Genomic DNA, 23,797 nt, shown 5'->3' with positions numbered 1-23,797 from the left:
AACAACAAAACCCCTCCGACGTAGCGGCCTTTGCCGTCTGACCAAGGGGGTTACCCGGTGAGAATAAGGACGCTCAAACCATGGAACAGAACAAACCCGCCTTTCAACTCAACCTCTTGCTCTCCGTCATCACCCTGATCCTGCTGTCACTGGTGTTTTTCGCCTACAGCTGGGCGGGTAAACAACTGGAAGAGAGTTATCGACAACAATATCTCTCCTACCTGCTGGCCGACGAGCTGCGCCAATCCTCCGATGACCTGACCCGACTCGGTCGCACCTACGTCATCACCAAGGATCCAGCCTACGAGCAGCAGTACATGCGGATACTGGCCATTCGCAACGGCGAACAGCCGAGACCGGATGGCTACAACCGTATCTATTGGGATTTTGTCGCGGCCAACGGCCAGAATCCTCGCCCCGACAGCAATGTTCGCCGCGGCCTGATCGATCTGATGAAGGATGCCGGTTTCACCGATGCTGAACTCGCCAAGCTCAACGAGGCCAAGAACAACTCGGATGCACTGGTCAACACCGAGGTGGCTGCCTTCAAACTGGTGCAGCAGACGGACGGTGATCTGGCCGCCAACCAGCAGAAGGCCATCGCCATGATGCATGACAAGGCCTATCACCAGAACAAGGGTCGCATCATGTCACCCATCGACGATTTCTACGTGATGATGGAGGGGCGCAACCAGGAGGCGGTCGAGAGTGCCACCGCCAATACCGACATGCTGCGCTACCTTTTTATCGCTCTGGGCCTGGTATTGATGTTCTTCCTCTGGCGCACATATCGCTCCCTGCTCGATCTGGTGGGCACCTCGGTCGAACAGCTCAAGACCGACCTCCATCTGCTGGCAGAAGGGGATTTCTCCCGCCCCATCAAGGTGCCCCAAGGCTCGAAAGAGAGTCTTATCGGCCTGCTTGGCACCACACAGAGCACCCTCAAGGGGATCATCGGCAAGGTATCCCACTCCACCGAGGAGTTGTCCAATTCGGCCGACAGCATCGCCCAGATAGCGGAGCAGACCGCCCAGTTCGCCACCGATCAGCAAACCAGTACCCAGACCATGGCCGCCGCCATCGAAGAGCTGGTGGTGAGCATCAGCCACCTCTCCGACAATGCCAGCCATGCAGACGAGCTCAGCAAGGTCTCAGCCGACACGCTGGAGGAGGGCTCCGGGGTCATCAAGGAGACGCTTGGCAGCATCGAGAATATCTCCACCACGGTCGGTGAAGCAGCCAGCACCATCGCAGAACTCAACAGCCATACCCAGCAGATCTCGGAGATCATCGGCGTTATCCGCGGCATCGCCGATCAGACCAACCTGCTGGCCCTCAACGCGGCTATCGAGGCGGCGCGGGCCGGTGAGCAGGGACGTGGCTTTGCGGTGGTGGCCGACGAAGTACGCAATCTGGCCAGCCGCTCGGCGGCCTCGACCCAGCAGATCACAGGGATGATCAGCAAGATCCAGAGCGGGGCGGATGCCTCTATCCGCAGCATGGAGAACACGGTCAACAACGTCTCCCGCGGGGTCACACTGGCCAACCAGACCGGGCAGGCAATCGCCAGCATCCAGAGCCACGCCTCCAATCTCACCGGTCTGATGGGAGAGATCAGCCACACCCTGCGCGAGCAGTCCACCGCCGCCAACGAGGTGGTCTCTACCGTCGGCAACATCACCTCCCTCTCGGAACAATCGGGGGATGCCGCCCGCCACGTGTCCCAAGAGGCAGCCAAGCTCAAGCAGCTGTCACGGGTGCTGCGCCAGGAGATGGGGCACTTCAAGCTTTAAAGAAGGCTGCAAAACAAAACGGCTGCCCCAAGGCAGCCGTTTTTTATTCGGCGTTATCCCCTGTCATTCAGTATCTATCAACCACGCAGGGCGGCGATACGCTGCTCGATGGGCGGGTGGCTCATGAACAGTTCGCTCATGGAGCGCTTGCCGTTGATGCCAAAGGCCATCATTGAGCCTTCCAGCTGCGGCTCGGCACCGCGGGAGAGGCGCTCAAGGGCGGCAATCATCTTGTCGCGACCGGCCAGCTTGGCGGCACCGGCATCGGCACGGAACTCGCGCTGACGGCTGAACCACATGACGATGATGGAGGCCAGAATGCCGAACAACATCTCCAGCACAAACACGGTGATCATGTAGGCAAAACCACCGGTGCTGCTGCTCTCTTCCTCGTTGTTGGAACTGAAGAAGTTGCTGATGACGCCAGCCACGATGCGGGCGAAGAACATCACGAAGGTGTTCACCACCCCCTGGATCAGGGTCAGGGTCACCATGTCGCCGTTGGCAACGTGGCTCACCTCGTGGGCCAGTACCGCTTCCGCCTCGTCACGGCTCATGCTGTAGAGCAGGCCGGAGGAGACCGCCACCAGCGAATCATCTCGGCGGGCGCCGGTCGCAAAGGCGTTCATCTCGGGAGAGTCGTAGATCCCCACTTCCGGCATCTTGATACCCGCTTCGCGGGCCTGACGGGCCACAGTGCTCACCAGCCAGTGCTCGGTCTCGTTACGGGGTTGCTCGATGACCTGGACGCCATAGCTGCGCTTGGCCATCCACTTGGACATCAGCAAGGAGATAAAGGAACCCCCAAAACCGAACACGGCACAGAACACCAACAGCCCGGAAATGCTGGACTTGTTGATCCCCAGAACCGAGAACAGGATATTGAGTACCACCCCCAGCACCAGCATGACGGCCAGGTTGGTCACCAGGAATAGCATAATCCGCTTCATATAGACTCCTTGTGAAGATAAAGGACATGACCGGGGTTCACTCGGGATCCCCACCTGATCATGTTAATGTCGACATTCTAGGGAGATTCGATGAATGTTCGCTGAATATGCCGTCAAAGTAGCGGCGAGATATCGAGACGCCCCTGCAAATCGGCTTCAAGCGGATTGTTTATAAACGGAATTTCGCCGAGGAAGGGAGCTGGCAGCAAGCCCCTCAGGGTGTCCAGATTTTCCTGATAATGGCTCATGGAACCATGGAGCCGATTAATTACCCACCCCGCCACCGGCAGCTGATCATTGCGAATGGCGGCAAAGGTGAGCAGCGCATGATTGAGGCAACCCAGCTTGGCTCCCACCACCATGATCACCGCCATGTTCTCCTGCTTGACCCAGTCCGACAGCAGATGCTTGCGATCGAGCGGCAAATACCAGCCCCCCGCCCCTTCCACTACCGCCAGTTCGGCCCCGGCCTGTTCAATCTTGCGTAGCCCCTCGCTCAACCCCTGCATGGTGATAGGCTGGCGCGCCTCGCTGGCGGCAATGTGGGGCGCAATCGGCGGCTCATAGGCGAACGGATTGACCACCTCATAGGGCAGCGGCAGGCTCGCCGCCTCCTGCAACAGGACAGCATCAAGGTTGCGCAGCCCGTCAGGGGTGCGGGCACATCCGGCCGAGACAGGCTTGTAACCCGCGCACTTGATTCCCTGTGCGCTGAATTCGCGCAGCAGGGTGCGCGCCACCAGCGTCTTGCCCACATCGGTATCGGTGCCGGTGATAAAGAATGATTTCATACGGTTCTCTCCTTGGCAGGGAGTGGCACACTGCCCTGCACACACTGCGATTCCCGGCGCTCAGCGAGGCTTGCTGAGGCGGCCGAGACACACCCGATAACTGGCGACCAACCTGCCATCGGGCTGGCGAAATGCTTCATATGCCTGAGCCAGCTGCTGCAATCTGGCGCGACCGCTCAGACCGGCCGGGGCGGCGCCCCCTTGATTGTCGTTGATCTGATTGGCCCCAATCCCCTTGAGATCGCGCAACAACTGCGGCAATTCAAGATAGGCGAGATCCCAGGTGATACAACGCAGCTCGGGAGCAGATACCCCGGCGCTAGCCAGCGCCTGCTCCAATTGTGGCAGGCTGAGGAAGCGATTGACATGGGCGCGACCATCAAGCTGCTGCCAGGCGGCTCGCAACTGCCAGAGCGACTCATCGAGCAGGGTCGAGAAAAAGATCTGGCCGCACGGTTTGACCACCCGAAGCAACTCGCCAAAAGCCTGGGCCGGACGCTCGCACCACTGCAACGCCAGACTGGAGAAAACCCAGTCGAACGAGTTATCGGCGAAAGGAAGCTGCTCCGCATCGCCGCAGAGCAGGCGAGCACCGCTGCCACGCAAGGCGGCCTGCGCCAGCATGCCGGGGGCGAGATCAAGCCCCACCAGCTGGTGACAACGGTTCGCCAGTTGGGGCAAGAAAAAGCCGGTGCCGCAGCCCAGATCCAGCCCGCTCACCGTCAGATCAGTGCCAACCAGCCTGTCTGGCATCCATTCCAGCAGCGCCTGACCCACCTCCTGCTGAAAGCGGGCATGGGCATCGTAATGACGAGCGGCGGCGCCGAAACGGCGAGCAAGCTGCGCCTTGTCGACCGTTTGAAAACGCTCAGCCATAGTGAGCCTCCCCAAGCGTTGTAACTGCAGGGCTGACCCCCAAGGCATCGAGCAGGCGATCCACATCCTGCTCGCGGTGAGCCGCACTCAGGGTGATGCGCAGCCGGGCCGTACCGACCGGCACAGTGGGCGGGCGGATGGCGCTCACCCAGACGCCGCGCTCCCGCAGCCGTTCAGCCAGTTGCAGAGCGGTGCTGCTCTCCCCCACCAGCAGCGGCTGGATCGGGGTATCGCTCGCGCCAAGCTGCCAACCCAACGCCTCTGCCCCTTGCCGGAAGCGAGCGATCAGCTGGCCAAGATGGGCGCGGGACTCATCAGCCGCGCGCACCAGTTCGATGCTCTTGCTGACCGCGCAAGCCTGCGCGGCGGGCATATGGGTGCTGTAGACATAGTGGCGGGCAAAGTTGACCAGATACTCCACCAGCTCGCGGCTGCCGCCGACAAAGGCACCGGCGACGCCAAGCGACTTGCCAAAAGTGCCCATCTGGATATGTACGCTGGCAGGTTGAACCCCTTGTGCCGCCAGGGTGCCGCGCCCCTCGGATCCCAGCACACCAAGACCATGGGCATCGTCGATCATCAACCAGTTGCCGCTTTGGGCGGCGAGGGTTGCGAGCTCGCGCCAAGGGCCCTGATCCCCGTCCATGCTGAACACCCCTTCCGAGACAATCAGTCCGCGATTTGGCTCAAGCTGCCGTTCAAGGGCCGCCATGTCGTTGTGGGCAAAGCGCTTCATCTTGCAGGGGAGCTGGCTGCCCATCTCCTGCAGGGAGGCGTGGTTGAGTTTGTCCTGCCACAGCAGATGATCCTTGCCGAGCAGGGCTTTGAGCACCGCCTGATTGGCGGAAAAACCGCAGTTGAAGAGCAGCACCGCCTCCACCCCGAGCCACTCGGCCAGGGTCTTCTCAAGCTGTTGGTGGGCATGACTGTAACCGGTCACCAGCGGCGAGGCGCCGGAGCCCGTGCCATAACGTTCAATCCCCGCGTTGAAGGCGGCCTTGATGGCGCCGTGATCCGCCAGTCCCAGATAGTCGTTGGCGGAAAAGTTGAGGTAGTCGCGCCCCGCAACCCTGAGCCGCCCGCCACTCGCCCCGTCGGTCGCGATGCGGTTGCGGAGCAGGCCGGCCTGCTCGCGCTCGACCAGAGCCGTGCCCAGCACAAAGGGGCCCGTTACTGCAGGGCCGTTCATGACCGCGCAGCCCCTGCACGGGGGCGGGTGGCGTCATAAAACATCTCGGCAGGCTCGCTCTGGCGACTCACCTCGGCCAGCAGTTCCTCTTCTTGAACCTGATCCGGCTTCTGGGCCCGCTGGGCAGGGCGAATGCCGAGCCGCTTGAACAGCTGCATATCGCTGTTTTCGTCCGGGTTGGGGGTGGTCAGCAACTTGCAGCCATAGAAAATGGAGTTGGCCCCGGCCATAAAACACATGGCCTGCATCTGCTCATTCATCTTCTCCCGCCCGGCTGAGAGGCGCACATGGGAGGCGGGCATCATGATCCGTGCCACGGCGATGGTGCGGATAAATTCGAACGGATCGAGGTTCTCCTGATCCTCCAGCGGCGTTCCCTTCACCTTGACCAGCATGTTGATGGGCACACTCTCCGGGTGCCGCGGCAGGTTGGCGAGCGCCATCAAGAGGCCCGCACGGTCTTTGGCCTGCTCGCCCATGCCGACGATACCGCCGGAGCACACCTTCATCCCGGCACCGCGCACATGCTCCAGGGTATCGAGTCGATCCTGATAGGTGCGGGTAGAGATGATCTCGCCGTAAAACTCGGGCGAGGTATCGAGGTTGTGGTTGTAGTAATCGAGCCCCGCGGCCCCCAGACGCGCCGCCTGATCGGCGGTGAGCATCCCGAGCGTCATGCAGGTCTCCATCCCCAGCCCGCGCACCTCCTCGATCATCCGGATGATGTAGGGCATGTCCTTCTCTTTGGGGTTGCGCCAGGCGGCCCCCATGCAAAAGCGTGACGAGCCGTTGGCCTTGGCTTCGCGGGCCCGCTCCAGCACCTTCTCCACCTCCATCAGCCGCTCGGCCTCAAGACCGGTGTGGTAACGGGCGCTCTGGGGGCAGTATTTGCAATCTTCCGGGCAGGCGCCGGTCTTGATGGAGAGCAAAGTGCTCACCTGCACTTCGTTCGGGTCAAAGTGGGCGCGGTGGACGGTCTGGGCCTGAAACAGCAGATCGTTGAATGGCAGGGCAAACAGGGCCTGAACCTCGGCGAGAGTCCAGTCATGACGAAGGGCGTGACCGCCCGCGGTGAGAGCATTCATACATGGCTTCCGGTTGTTATTAGTGGGATCCTGCGCCCGCCATCTTGGGATGGACGGCCACAAAACCCGCCGCCGGGCCTGCGCGCTCAGGGTTATGCGCAGTGCCAAGTGGCTGAAATTGTTGGCTAGTGTAGAGAGCACGCGTAGACTGTCAACACCGACCAGATCAAACAAATTGACAACAGAACAACAAATGACCAATCAAGAATTCGACCTGCACCACATCTGGCACCCCTATACCTCCCTCACTCACCCCCTGCCCTGCTATGAAGTGGTCAGCGCCAAAGGGGTGAAGATCACCCTCAGCGACGGCCGTGAACTGGTGGATGGCATGAGCTCCTGGTGGGCTTGCGTGCACGGCTATCAGGTGCCGGAGTTGGACGCCGCCGCCACCGCCCAGCTCGGCAAGATGTCCCACGTGATGTTTGGCGGCCTCACCCACGCTCCGGCGGTCGAGCTCTGCCGCAAGCTGGTGGAGATCACTCCAAAGGGGCTTGATCGGGTCTTTCTGGCCGATTCCGGCTCGGTGGCAGTGGAAGTGGCGCTCAAGATGGCGCAGCAGTACTGGCACGCCAAGGGGACGCCCAGAGCCAAATTTGTCGCCCTGCGCAGCGGCTATCACGGCGACACCTTTGGCGCCATGAGCGTCTGCGATCCCGATGGCGGCATGCATGAGCTCTACAAGGGGTTTCTGCCGGAGCACTATTTTGTCGAAGCACCCAGCTGCCGCTTCCACGCCGAGTGGGATGAACAGTGCGTGGTGGAGCTGGCGACGCTCATGGCGGATCATCACGAGGAGATCGCCGCCATCGTGCTCGAACCCATAGTGCAGGGCGCTGGCGGCATGCGCTTCTATCACCCCCGCTACCTGCAGTGGGTGCGTGCCCTGTGCGACGAGTTCGGCGTGCTGCTGATTGCCGACGAGATTGCCACCGGCTTTGGCCGCACTGGCCAGCTGTTTGCCTGCGACTGGGCGGGGATCAGCCCCGACATCATGTGTCTGGGCAAGGCGCTCACCGGCGGCTACCTCACCCTCTCTGCGACCCTGACCACCGAGCAGGTCGCCCGCACCATCTGTGACGGCAAGGCGGGGGTCTTTATGCACGGCCCCACTTTTATGGGCAACCCGCTCGCCTGCGCGGTGGCCAACGCCTCCATCGAGTTGCTGCTGGCCTCACCGTGGCAGGAGCGGGTGCGCACCATCGAGCATCAGCTGCGAACAGAACTGGTAGAGCTGACCCTGCACCCGGCGGTCGCGGATGTGCGAGTGCTCGGCGCCATCGGGGTGGTGGAGATGAAAGAGCGGGTGGATGTGGCGCGCATCCAGCGCAAGTTTGTCGAACTGGGCGCCTGGATCCGCCCCTTTGGCAAGCTGGTCTACCTGATGCCCCCCTTCGTCATCACCCCTGAAGAGTTGCGGGTATTGACCGGCGCCATCCGTCAGGCCATCACCGAAGGCGAGTTTTAATGCATGCAGCGGGCGGCCATCGCAGCCGCCCGTTTGACTACCGGCATTTGATATATAAAGAGGGCAACTTTATCCACTTCAGTGCAGTTTCACTTGCCGTAATGTGAGCAAAACACCAGACCTGAGGCCCCAAGAGGGGTAAACTGCTGCGGTTTTACTATCAAGAAAGACTGCTCATGCGCCTCTCCATTGCTGCCAAAATCAACTTTTTCCTGCTCTTCATCTTCTCCATGGTACTGGTCTTCTCCGCAGCCTATCAGGCAGTGCGCGAGCGCGATCTCATCCTGACCCTCATCAAGGAGCAGAGCCGCGAGCAGACCGAAGCCTATTTCGACGGCCTCAACATGCTGATGCTGACCGGCAAGATGGATGCCCGCGATACCCTGCGCGGCAAATTTCTCGACCATGCCCATGTGGAGGATGCCCGCATCGTCCGTGGCGACGCGGTGAGCAAACAGTTCGGGCCGGGACGGGAGACCGAACAGGTAAAAGATGAGTTTGATGAGCTGGCTCTGGCGGGCAAAGGGAGCCTGGAGGTGGTGCACAACGGCATGCACAGCCGTCTGGTAGTGACCCGACCGCTGCTGGCCAAGAAGGATTTTCGCGGCACCGACTGCACCAGCTGTCATCTGGTGCCGGAGAATACCGTGCTTGGGGCCGTGCGCTTTGACTACTCCCTCGATTCGCTGTTTACCCGGGTCGAGCAGAACATTCTCACCTCGGCGCTGATCCTCACCGGCATCTTCGGGATGGGACTGCTGCTGACCCTCTGGGTCATCCGCACCTGGATCGTGCGCCCCCTCAACCAGTTGACCCGCTCCATGGAAGAGGCCACCGACCTGCACGACTTCGGCCACCGGCTGGAGGGGGATGACGGCGACGAGATTGGCCGGGTGGCGGTGGCCTACAACCAGATGCTCGACAGTGTGGAGCGCCAGCTCGGCAAGCGACCGCTCGGCGGCAAGCCGGGAGCTCGCCCTGGCGAATAGCGGACCACACCGCCCGGCATCGGCTAACCGGTGTAATAGAACAGCAGACAAGCAATAAGGATCAGCAGCAGGATCGCCAGATTGACGTGATAGGCATCATCCCTGCGCCGACTGCGCCGCCGCTCCAGCAGCAGTACAGCCAGGGTCAGCAAGCTGCAACCCCACAGGCCATGCACCAACCAGGGAGTGAGTGCGGGATCCCAGTAATCGCGTACCTTGATGCCGCCGTAAACCAGAAAACCATATGCAATCTCCGGCCTAGCATAGTGATAGAGCGCAAGCAGCACGATAAAACCGCACCAGCAGATCAGCACCATTGCTCGCAACAGTCGTGTCAGCCAATCCGGCCCTTGTCGCCGCTCTTTCACTCGCATCTCCTGTCCCGAGGGAACCCTGCTTGGGTGAACCATGCTGAAAACCCCACCAGAGTCCGACATTTTTGCTTGTTTATCAAACCCGCGCGGGTAAGATTGACGGCTTAGTCTGCCATGGTGGGCCATCTGTGCCCGGGCCAGACTCCCTAGTGTTGCAAATAGCGCTGCAAGAACAAGCTGGAGACAATATTTCGATGACGCACGCATCCGTAGTTGATGTGCTGACCGGTAAATATGCGGTTGGCACCACCCTGACTGTACGAGGGTGGATCCGGACTCGCCGTGATTCCAAGGCGGGGATCTCATTTTTGGCCATTTCCGATGGCTCCTGTTTCCATCCGGTACAGGCCGTCGTCCCCAATACCCTGGCCAATTACGAGAATGAAGTGCTGCGTCTGACCACCGCCTGCTCCGTGGAAGTGACTGGCATCATCGCCGAATCCCAGGGCAGCGGCCAGGCTTTCGAACTGCAGGCCACCGATGTGAAGGTCGTCGGCTGGGTCGAAGATCCCGATACCTACCCGATGGCCGCCAAGCGCCACAGCATCGAGTACCTGCGTGAACAGGCTCACCTGCGCCCGCGCACCAACATCGTGGGTGCCGTGACCCGGGTTCGCCACTGCCTGGCGCAAGCTATCCACCGCTTCTTCCACGAAGAGGGCTTTGTCTGGGTTGCGACCCCGCTCATCACCGCCTCTGATACCGAAGGGGCCGGCGAGATGTTCCGTGTCTCTACCCTGGATCTGGAAAACCTGCCGCGTACCGACGCCGGCAAGGTGGACTACAACGAAGATTTCTTCGGCAAAGAGGCCTTCCTGACCGTATCCGGCCAGCTGAACGCCGAAACCTATGCCTGCGCCCTCTCCAAGGTCTATACCTTCGGGCCGACCTTCCGCGCTGAAAACTCCAACACCAGCCGTCACCTGGCCGAGTTCTGGATGGTTGAGCCGGAAGTGGCCTTCAACAATCTGGAAGATAACGCCGCCCTGGCCGAAGCCATGCTGAAGTATGTCTTCAACGCCGTCCTGACCGAACGTCGCGACGATCTGGAGTTCTTTGCCCAGCACGTGGACAAGGATGCCATCGGCCGTCTGGAGCGTTTCGTCGCCTCCGACTTCGCCCAGATTGATTACACAGATGCCATCGAAGTGCTGAAAAACTGCGGCAAGAAGTTCGAGTTCCCGGTCTCCTGGGGCATCGATCTCTCCTCCGAGCACGAACGCTATCTGGCCGAGGAGCACTTCAAGTCTCCGGTGGTGGTGAAGAACTATCCGAAAGATATCAAGGCCTTCTACATGCGCCTCAACGACGACGGCAAGACCGTTGCCGCGATGGACGTACTGGCACCGGGCATCGGCGAGATCATCGGTGGCTCCCAGCGTGAAGAGCGTCTGGAGGTACTGGATGCCCGCCTGGCCGAGATGGGCCTGAAGCAGGAAGATTACTGGTGGTATCGCGATCTGCGCCGCTACGGCACAGTCCCGCACTCCGGCTTCGGTCTGGGCTTCGAGCGTCTGGTGGTTTACGTGACCGGTATGGGCAACGTCCGCGACGTGATCCCGTTCCCGCGAACTCCGCGTACCGCCGAGTTCTGATCAGCGGCATATTGCCACTACATTGCAAAAGCCGTCCTCAGGGTCGGCTTTTTTATTACCCCCGTTATGGGTAATACTCAGAACCAATCGACACAAGGAATGGGTCGTTCATGGGATATCGTCGGCTTCTGACACTCTTGCTGCTCTGGCTCCCCCTGCAATTGCGGGCAGAACCCGTGCACCTGACCACCCTGGAGTGGCCCCCCTATACCAGCCAGCATCTCCCTGATGGTGGCCTTACCGGCCATATCGTCAAGCGTGCATTTGCCGAAGCGGGGCTGGAGGTTCAGTTTGACTTCTACCCCTGGCATCGAGCCATGTTGCTGGCATCCGATCCCGCCCAGCACTACAGCGGCTACTTCCCCAAATACTTCGCCGATGATCTGGATAAACGGTGGCATATTTCCACCAGCGTGGGCAGTAGTGTGCTGGGCATGGCGCAGCAAGCCGGCCCCCCTATCCACTGGCAGCGACTCGAAGATCTCGCTTCCTACCGGATTGGGGTCGTCGCAGGTTATATCAATACCCGTGAATTTGATGCCCTGATGGCCAGCAAGCGCCTCAACACCTTTGCCGTGGACGACGATCACCTCAACCTGCGAAAATTGCAGCGCGACCGGCTCGATCTGGCCGTGATCGACCGGGATGTTTTCTACTGGCTCACCTATCACGATGACAAACTCCACCCCGAACAGCTGCAGTTCAACCCGAAGATCCTCGGGTACAAGAGCCTGCACATCATGTTCCGTCCCGATCAACAGCAACTGCAACAGCGAGTGAACAATGCGCTAGCCAGACTCGATATCAAGCAGCTGAGCGAACAGTATCAGCGTCGCTATCTGCTATCAGCACCCGCCCCCCGATGAGCAGAGTCGCAGAACACCCCATTTGTCAAAAAAGATATCTTTAACCCGTGTTTTTACAGCCTCTTCTCCCCTGACCCGGGCCTTTTTCCACAACTTCCTTACCAACGCATTCCCCATCACAACGCCTCTGGTTGCACTCTGATGGGCTGGCCCCGAGTGATACCACTTGGTGACAAAAATGATGTTTTTGTTAGTACGTGGTTTTTAAGTGGTTTAATCAAAAATTCATCGAGTTATTGAAGTAACTCAATTTTTTCACTTTTTCAGGGGAGCAGAATAGCAACTAACCCTTTCGGGCTAAATAAAACAGACAATGACAATTCATGGTTCAGGCTACCCGCGGCAATATGGGTTGAATCACACGAGGTAACGGAATGATCTTGACGGAATTTTTAGTGGTACTCGGCTGCTTGCTGCTGGGTACCCGCTTTGGGGGCATGGGACTCGGTCTCATCAGTGGTATCGGTCTCTTCCTGCTGACCTTCGTCTTCGGTCTGGTTCCGGGCGAACCGCCTGTTCAGGTAATGCTGACCATTCTGGCGGTGATCGGCTGTGCCGCCACCCTGCAGACTGCCGGTGGCCTTAACCTGATGATGCAAGTGGCCGAGCGTCTGCTGCGCCGTCACCCGCAATACATCACTATCCTGGCGCCGCTCACCACCTGGACCCTCACCTTCCTGTGCGGTACCGGCCACGTGGTCTACACCATGTTCCCCATCATCGCTGACATCGCGCTGCAAAAGAACATCCGTCCCGAGCGCCCGATGGCTGTCGCCTCCGTTGCCTCCCAGATGGCCATCTGCGCCTCCCCGGTCTCCGTTGCTGTGGTCTCCATGGTCTCCATTCTGGCGGCTGGTCACGGTATCGGTCAGGCTTACGGCCTGCTCGACATCCTGATGATCGCCATCCCCTCCTCCCTGACCGGTGTCATCGTGGCAGCCCTGTGGAGCCTGCGTCGCGGCAAGGATCTGGACAAGGACGAAGAGTTCCAGGCCAAGATCAAAGACCCGGAGCAGCGCGCCTTCATCTACGGCGGTGGTGAAACCCTGCTCAACACCAAGTTCCCGAAAGAGGCCTACTGGTCTACCTGGATCTTCTTCGCCGCCATCGCTGCCGTGGTATTGCTCGGCGCCAACGAAGGTCTGCGTCCGGTGTTCACCATCAAGGACAAGACCGGCCCGCTCTCCATGAACCTGGTGATCCAGATGATGATGCTGATCGCCGGTGCCATCATCCTGATGCGCTGCAAGGTCAAGCCGGGCGAGATCGCCAACGGTGCCGTCTTCAAGGCAGGTATGGTCGCCATCTTCTCCGTGTTCGGGGTGGCATGGATGAGTGAGACCTTCTTCCAGGCCCACATGCCGCTGCTCAAAGAGACCCTGGCCCATGTGGTACAGGCCCAGCCCTGGACCTACGCCCTGGTGCTGTTCCTCATCTCCAAGCTGGTAAACAGCCAGGCCGCTGCCCTCACCGCCATCGCCCCCATGGGTCTGGCGCTGGGTGTGGAGCCGAAGCTGCTGATCGCCTTCCTGCCGGCCAGCTACGGCTACTTCGTGCTGCCGACCTACCCGAGCGATCTGGCCTGTATCGGTTTCGACCGCTCAGGCACCACCCGCATCGGCAAGTTCATCATCAACCACAGCTTCATCATTCCGGGGCTAATCGGGGTGGTGACCTCCTGCTCGCTGGGCTTTATCCTCACCAGCATCCTGCTCTAATCGCAGTCGCGTTTACCACGCCATTGCAATACAGGCCCCCGCTTCGGGGGCCTGCTTTTTTCCCGCTCAGTGACCCCAACCATTTCCCCGCCGCCATTTCCGGACACTATGCCTTTACCTCTGCCCCCGCCGCTGGGTAGCATGCCCCCTCGTTCACCACCGGAATCTCATCCATGTCTCGCGTCATCCTGCTCTGGAGCGGTGGCAAAGATGCCATGCTGGCCCTCTGTCATGCCCGCCAAGCGGGCCATCAGGTGGTGGCACTGGCCACCTTTGCCCCGCCAGAGCCCCGATTTCTCGCTCACCCCTTGCCACTGGTGCGCCGTCAGGCGGAAGCCCTCGAGCTGCCCCATCTGCTGGTCACCATAGAAGCGCCGTTCGAGCAGAGCTATGAGACGGCGCTGAGCCGCTTGCAGCAGGAGTGGAACCTCGACGGGGTGGTCACCGGCGATATCGACAGCGTGGGCGGTGCGCCAAACTGGATCCGCGAACGCTGCCAGCCGCTGGGTCTCACCGTCCACACCCCGCTCTGGCAGCAATCTCGCCAAGCCTTGCTGGCGGATATGCTGGCACGCGGCATCGTCGCCCACCTCTCCTGCGTCGATACCCTGATACTGGCCCCCGAGTGGACTGGGCGTACCCTCGATGCCGCCACCCTCGCCGAGTTGCAGCAGCTTGCTGCAATACAGGGCTTCGATGCCTGCGGCGAGCAGGGGGAGTACCACACCATGGTGACCGACGGCCCGGGCTTTGCCGCCCCGCTGCGCCTCGATGGCTGGCAGGTGGCGCGGCAGGATCACCTGGCTTATCTGGCCGAGCCACAGGGGTAACGGCCGCAAGCCATCTGGCCCGCTCACTCAGCACGCGAAAAATCGCGATAAAAAACGGGAGGCAACAGCCTCCCGTTTGGATTTGAGCGGGCCATGGCGACCCGAACAAGGGATAAACCGGCTTATTTCACCAGCTTGCCCAGCACCCGCTGCAGCAGGCGGATGCGCGGCTCGATGCTCTCCAGCAGCAGGAATTCCGCCTCCGAGTGGAAACCGCCCCCCATGGGGCCGAAACCATCGAGGGACGGCACCCCCGCGGCGGCGGTGAAGTTGGCATCCGAGCCGCCACCGGCTTCCAGCCAGTTGAAGGGGATCCCCTCCTCTTTGGCTGCCGCCTCTACCAGCGCCATCAGCGCCTCGCTGTCACCGCTCGGGCGCATCGCCGGCTTGAAGGTCTGGCGATCCACCTCAACCCGACAACCCGCGAGGAAGGGGTTGTTGGCCATAAAGGTGAGCCGGTCGTGTACCGCAGCGGCCTCTTCGTTGCTCCAGAAGCGCAAATCCACGATCGCCTCGGCAAAGTCCGGCACCACGTTAACGCCGGTGCCACCCTGTACCACGCCGACGTTCATGGTGGTGCCCGTGGTCATGTTGACCTGCTCGTTGATGGCCAGCACCCAATGCGCCAGCTCGGTGATAGCAGAGACACCTTCGGTCAGGGCCGAACCGGCGTGGGACGCCTTGCCGTGGAAGGTGATGCGGTACTTGGCATTGCCCTTACGGGCGCTGATGAGATCCCCGTTGGGACGGGCTGCCTCGGCCACCAGCACGCAGCCGCTCTGTTTGGCCTTCTCCACCAGCCAATCCTTGGACCAGGGGGAGCCAATCTCTTCGTCGCAGTTGTAGCAGACCAGCACCTTGAGCTTGGCAAGCAATGCCGGATCCATCTCTTTGAGGGCATACCAGATAGAGAGCAGGCCGCTCTTCATGTCCGACACACCGGGACCAAAGGCTTGATTGCCTTCGATTTTCAGCGGGCGCTTGGCCGCCGTCCCCTCGGGGAAGACGGTATCCATGTGGCCGCACAGCATCACATCGTAGTGATCGGCACCCGGCGCATTGGTTGCCTCGAGGCAGGGGCCGCACTCGGCAGCGAACTGGTGGCGGGTCACCTGCCAGCCGATGGCCTCATATTTCTCGGTCATGATGTCGGCCACTTTCGCTACCCCGGCCGGGGTGCGAGTACCGCAATCGAGGTTGATGAGCGGGGCCAGATCGGCCAGATAGCTATCGAGGGAAAACGGGCTCTTTACAACTGTCATTATCTTCTCCATGCAACAATCAGCGTTGATGACCGATCGTCTATTGCAACAATGCGACACAGTGAGAAAAAGGCGGGCAGCCATGCCACCCGCCCGACCGGTAAATTCCAAACACCACTACATAACCCACATCACTACATGAACAGCAGATAGTTGAGGGTCAGCGCCGTCAGCAGCGCCCCCGCCATCGGCACGCTGGTGCGTTTGACCACGGTAAAGGGCGATACCTTGGCAATCCCCGCACAGGCGATCAGTACCGCTGCGATGGGAGAGACGGTGCGGCCGATACTGGAAGCAAGCTGCATCGGCAGCAGCATGGTCACCGCAGGTACGCCAAACTTGGCCGCAACCGCCGGTGCCAGGGTCGAGAAGCTGAGGAACGCCGCGTTGCCGGAGCCCATGATGACCGCCGCTACCATGATCAGCGCCACCATCACCAGGGTCATCAGACCGCTGCCGATACCGGCATTGCTGGCAGAGTGCAGCAGGGTGTCGATGGCACCGATGGCCTTGAGGGATTCAGCAAACAGCTCGGCACAGACGATGAGCGCCACCACGGGGCCAAACACCTTGCCCATACCATCGAGGAAGCTCGACAGCCCGGCAAAAGCGGTACGCACCGAGCGACTACGCAGCAGCTCGCACAGCATGCCGATAAAGACCGACAGCAGCATGGCCACCTCCACGCTCATCTTGATGTCGCTCACCAGCAGCTTGGAGAAGGTCATCATCAGCACGAAGGGGATGATCGGCAGCAGGGCATACCAGGTGGGCGCCTGCACGCTCTCGGTGCCCTGTTCGTCCAGCTCGGCGTGATCGCCGCGATGGAGCGCCGGATCCCAGCCATCCTTGCGATCGCAGTGACGCTGCCAGAAGAAGTGCAGCACCATGGTCACCAGCAGCATGGGGGCCACCAGCCAGATCTGGTAGTCGACAAAATAGCTGGTCGGATCCATGCCGGATTGACCGGCGGAGAAGATGGCGTTGGTCTGGGTCGGGCCAATTTCAAACGCCTGTGAGGTGGCGATGACGCCACAGGCGGAGGCCGGGCTGATGCCGAGGTTGCGCATCACCGGATACATGGTGACCATCAACAGCAGGCCAAGGCCGGTAGCGGAGGTGACGAACAGGGAGACGAATACCGCCACCAGATAGCAGATGGAGAGCATCAGGTAGCTGGACTGGATGCCTGCCACCGGTTTGACCGCCACCCGCACCAGCGCCTGGGAGGCACCGATATGGGACATGTAGGTGGCAAAACCCGCCACCGCCATGATGGTGAGGCCGAGGCCCGCCGCGCGGTAGGAGAAGATCCCCTTGAACACTTCGAACAGGTCGAACAGGGCGAAACCGGTGCTCTTGTCAGCGGGGAGAATGGGGTGCAGCCCCAGCCAGTAGGCCACCGCAAAAATGGCCATGCCCGCCAGCGCCAGCACCGCCTGCGGGTTGTAATCCTTGATGATGCCGTAGACCACGGCGACCAGAACGAGCAAGACGAATAAAAGTTCCAATATTCACTCCTGATAAATTTATCGAAGAGCGAAATCTAGTGATCTGACCACTGTTTGCCTTTGATCCCTATCAATAAAGGTGCCGTCACCGTGATTCATTAGCATAATATGTCGGCCATGTAACAATTTTTCGTTATTTCAACTACCGGAAAACCTTTATCACCCCATATCCGGGAATTGTGTGACGCGACTCCCCTCTTTTTTGCGTTGGATCAACATATGACGGCGCCGAACTGGCGAAGATGCGCTTCGACATATAGCGACCATTTCGCGCCGGAGAGAGTTATGACAAGCCAAGCCACCGCAGGTGCTTCGACCTGCGACTACAAGCTGTGGGACATCCTCGTCGAGTCTGCAAAGGAACGCACTACCATTCGTTACTCCAAACTGGCCAAGCAGGCCGGGCTGGAGCAGTGCCAGGATGAACTGCGCACCCTGCTGCAACGCATCCGCATGTACTGCACCGAAAACAACCTGCCGATCCTCTCCGCCATCGTGGTGGACGACGTGGGCAAATACACTGGCCTCTCTTCCAGCCTGCCTGATGCACCTTGGGAACGGGCCCGGGTCTTTGACCATGAGTGGAGCACCCTGCACTAATTGAGGTGCTTGATGATGCCGACCAAAACGCGCCCGCTGGCGCGTTTTGGCTATCTGGCGTTTGCCCTTTCTCTTTTTCTCCTGCAATAGCGGCTCTTCTCCCGCAATAACCGCCCCATCGGGCACGCCAGCCCCACTGCTTCTGACCTTGTGCTCAAAATCGCCGTTCAGGTGTGACCAGTCCCGGTAAAACCCGCGAGCCAGACCATCGGCGTTGCCATGGGATTGCCACAATGCCAGAATCGGGCCCTTGCACTCTGTTGATTCGGATTTTCGGGCACGGCCACGGCCTGCGCCCACAAGAGAAGGACTCCCCATGGCCATCACTCTCTATGGCATCAAGAACTGCGACACCATCAAGAAAGCCCGCAAGTGGCTGGATGAGGCCGGTATCGACTACCGCTTTCACGACCACCGCGCCGACGGCCTGAACCCGGACGATCTGGACAGCTGGCTGGCAAAACTCGGCTGGGAAGCCCTGCTCAACAGTCGCGGCACCACCTTCCGCGCCCTGCCGGATGAAGCCAAACAGGGGCTCGACACCGCCAAGGCGCGCGCCCTGCTGCTGGAACATCCGGCCATGATCAAGCGCCCGCTGCTCGACCGTGACGGCGAACTGACTCTGGGTTTCAAGGCTGATCATTACCAATCCCTCTTCTCCCGTTAAGGACAACTAAGGACAACTGATGTCGGATGTCATCGCACTGGCCAAGGATCTGATCCGCCGCCCCTCCGTTACCCCCCTCGATGAAGGGTGCCAGACCCTGATGGCGGAGCGCCTCGCCAGGATCGGGTTTGTCATCGAGCCCATGGTGTTTGAAGACACCACCAACCTCTGGGCCCGCCGCGGCAGCGAGGGGCCGCTGTTCTGCTTCGCCGGCCACACCGACGTGGTGCCCGCCGGGCCGCTGGAGAAATGGCACACCCCGCCGTTCGAGCCGACCATCAAGGATGGCGTGCTCTACGGGCGCGGCGCCGCCGACATGAAAGGCTCGCTGGCTTCCATGGTGGTGGCGGTCGAGCGCTTCGTGGCCGAGCATCCGGATCACAACGGGTCCATCGCCTTTCTCATCACCTCCGATGAAGAGGGGCCCTTTATCAATGGCACCACCCGGGTGATCGACACCCTGGAGGCCCGCAACGAGAAGATCCGCTGGTGCATCGTCGGCGAGCCCTCATCCACCGACGTGGTGGGGGATGTGGTGAAGAACGGCCGCCGCGGCTCCATCACCGGCGATCTGCTGGTGCGCGGGGTGCAGGGCCATGTCGCCTATCCCCATCTGGCGGACAACCCCATTCACAAAGCCGCGCCAGCGCTGGCGGAACTCGCCGCCACCGTGTGGGATGAGGGCAACGCCTACTTCCCCCCCACCAGCTTCCAGATCGCCAATATCTCGTCCGGCACCGGCGCCTCCAACGTCATTCCGGGTGAGCTGCAGGTCCAGTTCAACTTCCGCTTCAGTACCGAACTGACCGACATGGATATCCGTGAGCGGGTCGAAGCGCTGCTGGATAAACATGGCCTCGATTATCAGCTGAGCTGGACCCTCTCCGGCCAGCCGTTCCTCACCGACACAGGCGCGCTGCTCGATGCGGCTGTGGCGGCCATCGAGGCGGTGAACGGTCAGCGACCGGCCCTGCTCACCACCGGCGGCACCTCCGACGGGCGCTTTATCGCCCCTACCGGCGCCGAGGTGATTGAGCTCGGTCCCGTCAACGCCACCATTCACAAGGTGAACGAGTGCGTGAAGGCGGACGATCTGGATCTGCTGGCGGACATGTACCAAGGGGTGCTCGAGAGATTGCTGGCATGACGCAGGAACAACTGCTGGGGCTCGACGAGAGCCACCTTATTCTGGTGGGACGCGGCCCCCATCGTCTGACCGCCGCCACCGCGGCGGCCTTCAACGACATGCAGGTGGCGGCCGCCTACGAGGGGTTCAACCTGCAGGCGGCCTCCAGCTGGCGCAGCTTCGAGCGCCAGCTCGCCATCTGGAATGGCAAGTGGCGCGGCGAACGACCACTGCTCGATGCCCACAGCCAGCCCATCGATGCCCTGCAACTAAGCGAGGTGGAGCGGCTGCACGCCATTTTGCGCTGGAGCGCCCTGCCCGGCACCAGCCGTCACCACTGGGGGACCGATCTCGATATCTACGACCCGGACTGTTTGCCTGCCGATACCAAACTGGCACTGGAGCCGTGGGAGTATGAAGCCGGGGGCTGGTTTGCAGATCTCAGCGAGTGGCTCAGCGACCACATGAGCGACTTCGGCTTCTTCCTCCCTTATGCCAAACCAGTCGGTGCAGAGAGCGGGGTCGCCTACGAGCCCTGGCATATCAGCTTCTCGCTGGAGTCCGACGAGCAGCGACTCGATCCCGCGGCACTGGCGCTTTGTCTGCAACAGGCGGATATTGAAGGCAAGTCGACCATATTGGCCAACCTTGATGAAATTTTGGCCCGTTATGTCACCACCTGTCCTGACGAAAGGAAAATCCCATGAATCTCTGGCTGTGGATAGGGTTGCCGCTGCTGTTCCTGCTCGGGCTGTTTCTCAATGCCATCAAAGACATGAAACGGCTGGAGAAGCAGTTGCCCAACTACAAGGACAAGATCCGCGAAGTAAAGGATGACGAGGACGACTGAATCCCGCCCCCATCCCGTGGGGAGCGCCCTTGTGCTCCCCTCTCCCTCTGCTGTGCCGTTTCGCTTTTCCCCGCCCTCTCCTCCCTGCGCATCCTGAAATCGACGATCCTTTGACTCCGCTTTCGTTAACCCCGTCACAGTCAGAATATGGCGCGGCCATGCTGAAAAAAGGGATGAAAAATGTAAGAAAGTGAAAATTGATGCACAAATAAGCCACACAAGGGGGGCCTAACTGCATATAATGTGCCTACTTTGCACATTACCAGGAAGGAGTTCGCCCTTGGATGCCGCTACCATCAACAGTTTCTTTTTTGTCGCTGCCCTGTTGGTGGGAGCCAGCGTACTGTTGAGCGCCCTCTCTTCCCGCCTCGGTATTCCCATTCTGGTTATCTTCCTCGCCGTCGGCATGCTGGCCGGTGAGGATGGCCCTGGTGGCATCCACTTCGCCGACTACTCCATCGCCTATCTGGTGGGCAACCTGGCGCTTGCCATCATTCTGCTCGACGGTGGCATGCGCACCCGGGTCTCCTCGTTTCGGGTTGCACTCTGGCCTGCCTTGTCGCTGGCGACAGTCGGGGTGGCTATCACCACCGGCCTGACGGGGCTTGCCGCCGCCTGGCTGTTTGACCTCAACCTGATGCAGGGGATGCTGATCGGCGCCATTGTCGGCTCCACCGATGCGGCGGCGGTCTTCTCCCTGCTCGGCGGGCGCAGCCTCAACGAGCGGGTGAGCGCGACGCTGGAGATAGAGTCGGGCAGCAACGATCCTATGGCAGTGTTTCTTACCGTCACCCTGATCGAGGTGCTCGCCACCGCCCAGCAAGGGCTGGATGGGGGCTTCCTGCTGCTGCAACTGGTCAAGCAGTTTGGTCTTGGCGCCGGGATCGGCCTTGGCGGCGGCTGGCTGCTGTGGCGCCTCATCAACACAGCCCGCTTGGCGCCGGGGCTCTATCCGCTGCTCACCGTCAGCGGCGGTCTGCTGATCTTCGCCCTCACCACGGCGGTCGGTGGCAGCGGCATTCTCGCCATCTATCTCACCGGTCTGTTGCTCGGTAACCTCGCCCTGCGCAGCCGCAGCACCACATTGTCGGTGCTGGACGGTCTGACCTGGCTCAGCCAAATCGGCATGTTTCTGGTGCTGGGGCTGCTTGCCTCCCCCCACAAGCTGCTGCCCATCGCCCTGCCCGCGCTGGCGCTGGCGATGTGGATGATCCTGTTTGCCCGCCCGGTGTCGGTCTGGATCGGGCTGCTACCGTTCAAGAACTTCGCCCCCCGCGAGCGCTGGTTTATCTCCTGGGTTGGCCTGCGCGGCGCCGTGCCCATCATTCTGGCGGTGTTCCCCATGATGGCGGGGCTGCCCAACGCCCAGCTCTACTTCAACGTCGCCTTCTTTGTAGTACTGGTCTCGCTGATTTTGCAGGGCAGCTCGCTACCGCTGGCCTCAAAACTGGCGCGGGTGGAGGTACCGGCACCGCCGTCGCCCATCAACCGCTCGGGGCTCGAAATCGATCTCGACAGCCAGTGGGAGACCTTCGTCTACCAGCTGGGGGAAGAGAAGTGGTGCATCGGCTCGCCACTGCGGGATCTGCAGATGCCCACCGGCACCCGGATCTGCGCCCTGTTTCGTGGCCGCGAGCTGCTCCACCCCTCGGGTAGTACCTGTCTGCAGGCCGATGACATCCTCTGCGTCATCGGTCACGAACGTGACCTCCCCGCCCTCGGTCAGCTCTTTAGTCAGGCACCGGAGCAAGATCTCGGCCCCCGCTTCTTCGGTGACTTCCTGCTGGAAGCGGCGGCACGGCTGGTGGATCTCGCCCCTCTTTACGGGCTGGATGTGAGCGAGGTGGCGGATCAGACACTGGGCGATTTTATTGCCAGTCAGTTGGGCGATAATCTGGTGGTCGGTGACAACATCGAATGGCAGGGCCTGATCTGGACCGTGGCCGAAATGGACGAGAGCGTGCCGAGCAAGATCGGGGTGCGCTTTCAGGAAGAGGACCCGGTCTGACTGACCGTCCCGTATCAAGTCCCCAGCAAGAAGGGAGAGAGTTATGCCATATCAAAGTTTGCTGTCCGGCCCCCTGCCCCCCGCTGCCAATCTGGGGGTCATTGAAGGCTTTTTTGGCAAGGGATGGAGCTGGCAGGCCCGCGCCCGCTACGCCCAGTGGCTGCCACGCCACGGTTACGGTTTCTATATCTATGCACCGAAAGAGGATGGCTATCTGCGCAAGCACTGGGCCCTCCCCTGGCCCGAGCAGCAGCAGGCCGATCTCGCCGAACTGGCGCGCCAGTGCCGCGCCAACGGCCTCGCCTTCGGGGTGGGCTTGAGCCCCATGGGGGCTCATCACGACTACGATCGCAAACGCTCGGCGCTGCTTGAGAAAGTGCGCCTCATCGACGAGATGCTGCAGCCTGACATTCTGGCAGTGCTGTTTGACGACATGAAGGGGGATACCCCGGATCTGGCGCACCATCAGCTCATCATCGCCCACGACATCGCGGCTCACAGCAAGGCGACCCGCCTCATCTTCTGCCCCAGCTACTACTCGACCGATCCGGTGCTGGAGAAGGTGTTTGGCGCCATGCCGCCCCACTATCTGGAGGAGCTTGGCGAGCGGCTCGATCGCCGTTTCGAGATCTTCTGGACCGGCCCCAAGGTCTGCTCCAGCGAATATCCGGCCAGCCACCTCAAGCAGGTGACCGAACTGCTCGGCCGCAAGCCCTTCCTGTGGGACAACTACCCGGTCAACGATGGCAGCAAGGCGAGCAGCTACCTGCACCTGCGCGCCTTCGAGAATCGCCCTGCCGAGCTGGCAGAGCTGGTCTCTGGCCACGCGGTCAACCCGATGAAACAGGCGGCGCTGTCGACCCTACCCCTCGCCACCCTGCCGATGAGCTACCGCCTCGGCAAGCAGTACGACCCCGACAAGGCGCAGCATGCCGCCCTCAACGCCACCTGCGGCCCACAGATCTCGGCGATGATCGAGGCCGACCTGCCGCTGTTTCAGGACATAGGGATGGCCCAGCTGACCCCTGAGCAGGTGGCCCATCTCAAGGCCCGCTACCTGCCGTTTCGTGACCAATCCTGCGTCGACGAAATCGTGCGCTGGCTGGATGGGGAGTATGTGTTCGACCCCGACTGCCTGACCGATTGATCTGCCTCGGCAGGCGTGATGGGCACAGCCACTCTGGACAAGGTGTGCGCACAGTTACGGCAACAAAGAGTTAATCACTGAGAATATCGGGCATAACCCGGG

Annotated in this window: 22 protein-coding genes; 14 read left to right on the top strand and 8 right to left on the bottom strand. The window is 60.9% G+C overall.

All coding sequences use genetic code 11. The features are described from left to right. The first annotated feature begins 80 nt into the window (after nucleotides 1-80). On the top strand, nucleotides 81-1,793 hold the full coding sequence (locus G5380_RS05385) for a methyl-accepting chemotaxis protein (protein ID WP_266134426.1): 1,713 nt from the start codon (nucleotides 81-83) through the stop codon (nucleotides 1,791-1,793). Nucleotides 1,794-1,870: 77 nt separating this feature from the next. Here G5380_RS05385 and htpX read toward each other — a convergent pair whose 3' ends face one another. From htpX to bioB, 5 genes are all read right to left on the bottom strand, one after another. Continuing rightward, entirely contained in the window at nucleotides 1,871-2,743 is an 873-nt protein-coding gene (gene htpX, locus G5380_RS05380; RefSeq protein WP_005337890.1) for a protease HtpX, read from the bottom strand. Between the two features lie 113 nt (nucleotides 2,744-2,856). Further along, the gene (gene bioD, locus G5380_RS05375) at nucleotides 2,857-3,534 is read right to left on the bottom strand and encodes a dethiobiotin synthase (RefSeq protein WP_005337893.1); all 678 of its coding nucleotides are present in this window, start codon (nucleotides 3,532-3,534) and stop codon (nucleotides 2,857-2,859) included. A gap of 60 nt (nucleotides 3,535-3,594) precedes the next feature. Then, the gene (bioC, locus tag G5380_RS05370; RefSeq protein WP_270904484.1) at nucleotides 3,595-4,410 is read right to left on the bottom strand and encodes a malonyl-ACP O-methyltransferase BioC; all 816 of its coding nucleotides are present in this window, start codon (nucleotides 4,408-4,410) and stop codon (nucleotides 3,595-3,597) included. Further along, entirely contained in the window at nucleotides 4,403-5,599 is a 1,197-nt protein-coding gene (bioF, locus tag G5380_RS05365) for an 8-amino-7-oxononanoate synthase (protein WP_421352481.1), read from the bottom strand. The genes bioC and bioF overlap by 8 nt, the downstream gene beginning before the upstream one ends. After that, on the bottom strand, nucleotides 5,596-6,684 hold the full coding sequence (gene bioB, locus G5380_RS05360) for a biotin synthase BioB (protein ID WP_005350480.1): 1,089 nt from the start codon (nucleotides 6,682-6,684) through the stop codon (nucleotides 5,596-5,598). Before bioB ends, bioF begins: the two co-directional genes overlap by 4 nt. Nucleotides 6,685-6,877: 193 nt before the next feature. Here bioB and bioA point away from each other — a divergent pair, with 193 nt between their 5' ends. Both bioA and G5380_RS05350 read left to right on the top strand, forming a co-directional pair. Beyond that, entirely contained in the window at nucleotides 6,878-8,152 is a 1,275-nt protein-coding gene (gene bioA, locus G5380_RS05355; protein WP_421352480.1) for an adenosylmethionine--8-amino-7-oxononanoate transaminase, read from the top strand. Nucleotides 8,153-8,328: 176 nt separating this feature from the next. Next, the gene (locus G5380_RS05350) at nucleotides 8,329-9,141 is read left to right on the top strand and encodes a HAMP domain-containing protein (protein ID WP_216979127.1); all 813 of its coding nucleotides are present in this window, start codon (nucleotides 8,329-8,331) and stop codon (nucleotides 9,139-9,141) included. A gap of 23 nt (nucleotides 9,142-9,164) precedes the next feature. Here G5380_RS05350 and G5380_RS05345 read toward each other — a convergent pair whose 3' ends face one another. Further along, nucleotides 9,165-9,515 (bottom strand): hypothetical protein, encoded by a 351-nt coding sequence (locus G5380_RS05345; RefSeq protein ID WP_216979128.1) that lies wholly within the window; start codon nucleotides 9,513-9,515, stop codon nucleotides 9,165-9,167. Between the two features lie 194 nt (nucleotides 9,516-9,709). Between G5380_RS05345 and asnS the strand changes: the two genes are divergently transcribed. From asnS to G5380_RS05325, 4 genes are all read left to right on the top strand, one after another. Then, on the top strand, nucleotides 9,710-11,110 hold the full coding sequence (gene asnS / locus G5380_RS05340) for an asparagine--tRNA ligase (protein ID WP_216979129.1): 1,401 nt from the start codon (nucleotides 9,710-9,712) through the stop codon (nucleotides 11,108-11,110). Nucleotides 11,111-11,220: 110 nt separating this feature from the next. Further along, nucleotides 11,221-11,976, top strand: a complete 756-nt coding sequence (locus tag G5380_RS05335) for a substrate-binding periplasmic protein (protein ID WP_216979130.1) — start codon at nucleotides 11,221-11,223, stop codon at nucleotides 11,974-11,976. A 374-nt stretch (nucleotides 11,977-12,350) separates the two neighbouring features. Then, nucleotides 12,351-13,694: an anaerobic C4-dicarboxylate transporter gene (locus G5380_RS05330; protein ID WP_421352479.1), complete on the top strand. Its 1,344-nt coding sequence runs from the start codon at nucleotides 12,351-12,353 to the stop codon at nucleotides 13,692-13,694. 173 nt (nucleotides 13,695-13,867) lie between these two features. Next, complete coding sequence (locus G5380_RS05325) at nucleotides 13,868-14,524, top strand: adenine nucleotide alpha hydrolase (protein WP_258720979.1); 657 nt, start codon at nucleotides 13,868-13,870, stop codon at nucleotides 14,522-14,524. A gap of 122 nt (nucleotides 14,525-14,646) precedes the next feature. Here the strand turns inward: G5380_RS05325 and G5380_RS05320 are convergent, their stop codons facing one another. After that, complete coding sequence (locus G5380_RS05320) at nucleotides 14,647-15,786, bottom strand: M20 family metallopeptidase (RefSeq protein WP_421352478.1); 1,140 nt, start codon at nucleotides 15,784-15,786, stop codon at nucleotides 14,647-14,649. Nucleotides 15,787-15,920: 134 nt separating this feature from the next. After that, the gene (gene dcuC, locus G5380_RS05315; protein ID WP_128836092.1) at nucleotides 15,921-17,297 is read right to left on the bottom strand and encodes a C4-dicarboxylate transporter DcuC; all 1,377 of its coding nucleotides are present in this window, start codon (nucleotides 17,295-17,297) and stop codon (nucleotides 15,921-15,923) included. 285 nt (nucleotides 17,298-17,582) lie between these two features. On the opposite strand from dcuC, the gene G5380_RS05310 reads away from it, so the two are divergent. The 7 genes from G5380_RS05310 (at nucleotide 17,583) to G5380_RS05280 (ending at nucleotide 23,695) form a co-directional block, all read left to right on the top strand. Further along, on the top strand, nucleotides 17,583-17,897 hold the full coding sequence (locus G5380_RS05310; protein ID WP_421264953.1) for a hypothetical protein: 315 nt from the start codon (nucleotides 17,583-17,585) through the stop codon (nucleotides 17,895-17,897). A 316-nt stretch (nucleotides 17,898-18,213) separates the two neighbouring features. Further along, complete coding sequence (locus G5380_RS05305) at nucleotides 18,214-18,564, top strand: ArsC family reductase (protein WP_005337930.1); 351 nt, start codon at nucleotides 18,214-18,216, stop codon at nucleotides 18,562-18,564. A gap of 19 nt (nucleotides 18,565-18,583) precedes the next feature. Continuing rightward, nucleotides 18,584-19,711 carry a succinyl-diaminopimelate desuccinylase gene (dapE, locus tag G5380_RS05300; RefSeq protein WP_421264954.1) on the top strand — a complete coding sequence of 376 codons (1,128 nt, stop codon included), beginning with the start codon at nucleotides 18,584-18,586 and terminating at the stop codon, nucleotides 19,709-19,711. Beyond that, nucleotides 19,708-20,397: a M15 family metallopeptidase gene (locus G5380_RS05295; RefSeq protein WP_101530496.1), complete on the top strand. Its 690-nt coding sequence runs from the start codon at nucleotides 19,708-19,710 to the stop codon at nucleotides 20,395-20,397. The genes dapE and G5380_RS05295 overlap by 4 nt, the downstream gene beginning before the upstream one ends. Beyond that, on the top strand, nucleotides 20,394-20,540 hold the full coding sequence (locus tag G5380_RS05290) for a hypothetical protein (protein ID WP_005337933.1): 147 nt from the start codon (nucleotides 20,394-20,396) through the stop codon (nucleotides 20,538-20,540). The genes G5380_RS05295 and G5380_RS05290 overlap by 4 nt, the downstream gene beginning before the upstream one ends. 280 nt (nucleotides 20,541-20,820) lie before the next feature. Then, nucleotides 20,821-22,548, top strand: coding sequence for a potassium/proton antiporter (locus G5380_RS05285; RefSeq protein ID WP_005359340.1), 1,728 nt, complete (start codon nucleotides 20,821-20,823; stop codon nucleotides 22,546-22,548). Between the two features lie 43 nt (nucleotides 22,549-22,591). Beyond that, the gene (locus tag G5380_RS05280; protein WP_421221440.1) at nucleotides 22,592-23,695 is read left to right on the top strand and encodes a beta-N-acetylglucosaminidase domain-containing protein; all 1,104 of its coding nucleotides are present in this window, start codon (nucleotides 22,592-22,594) and stop codon (nucleotides 23,693-23,695) included. Nucleotides 23,696-23,797 lie beyond the last annotated feature (102 nt).

The sequence above is a fragment of the Aeromonas sp. 604443 genome (genome assembly GCF_049170315.1).
Taxonomy (GTDB): domain Bacteria; phylum Pseudomonadota; class Gammaproteobacteria; order Enterobacterales; family Aeromonadaceae; genus Aeromonas; species Aeromonas veronii_A.
Note: the sequence above shows the minus strand (reverse complement) of the source record. Positions and strands in the feature narration are given on the sequence as shown.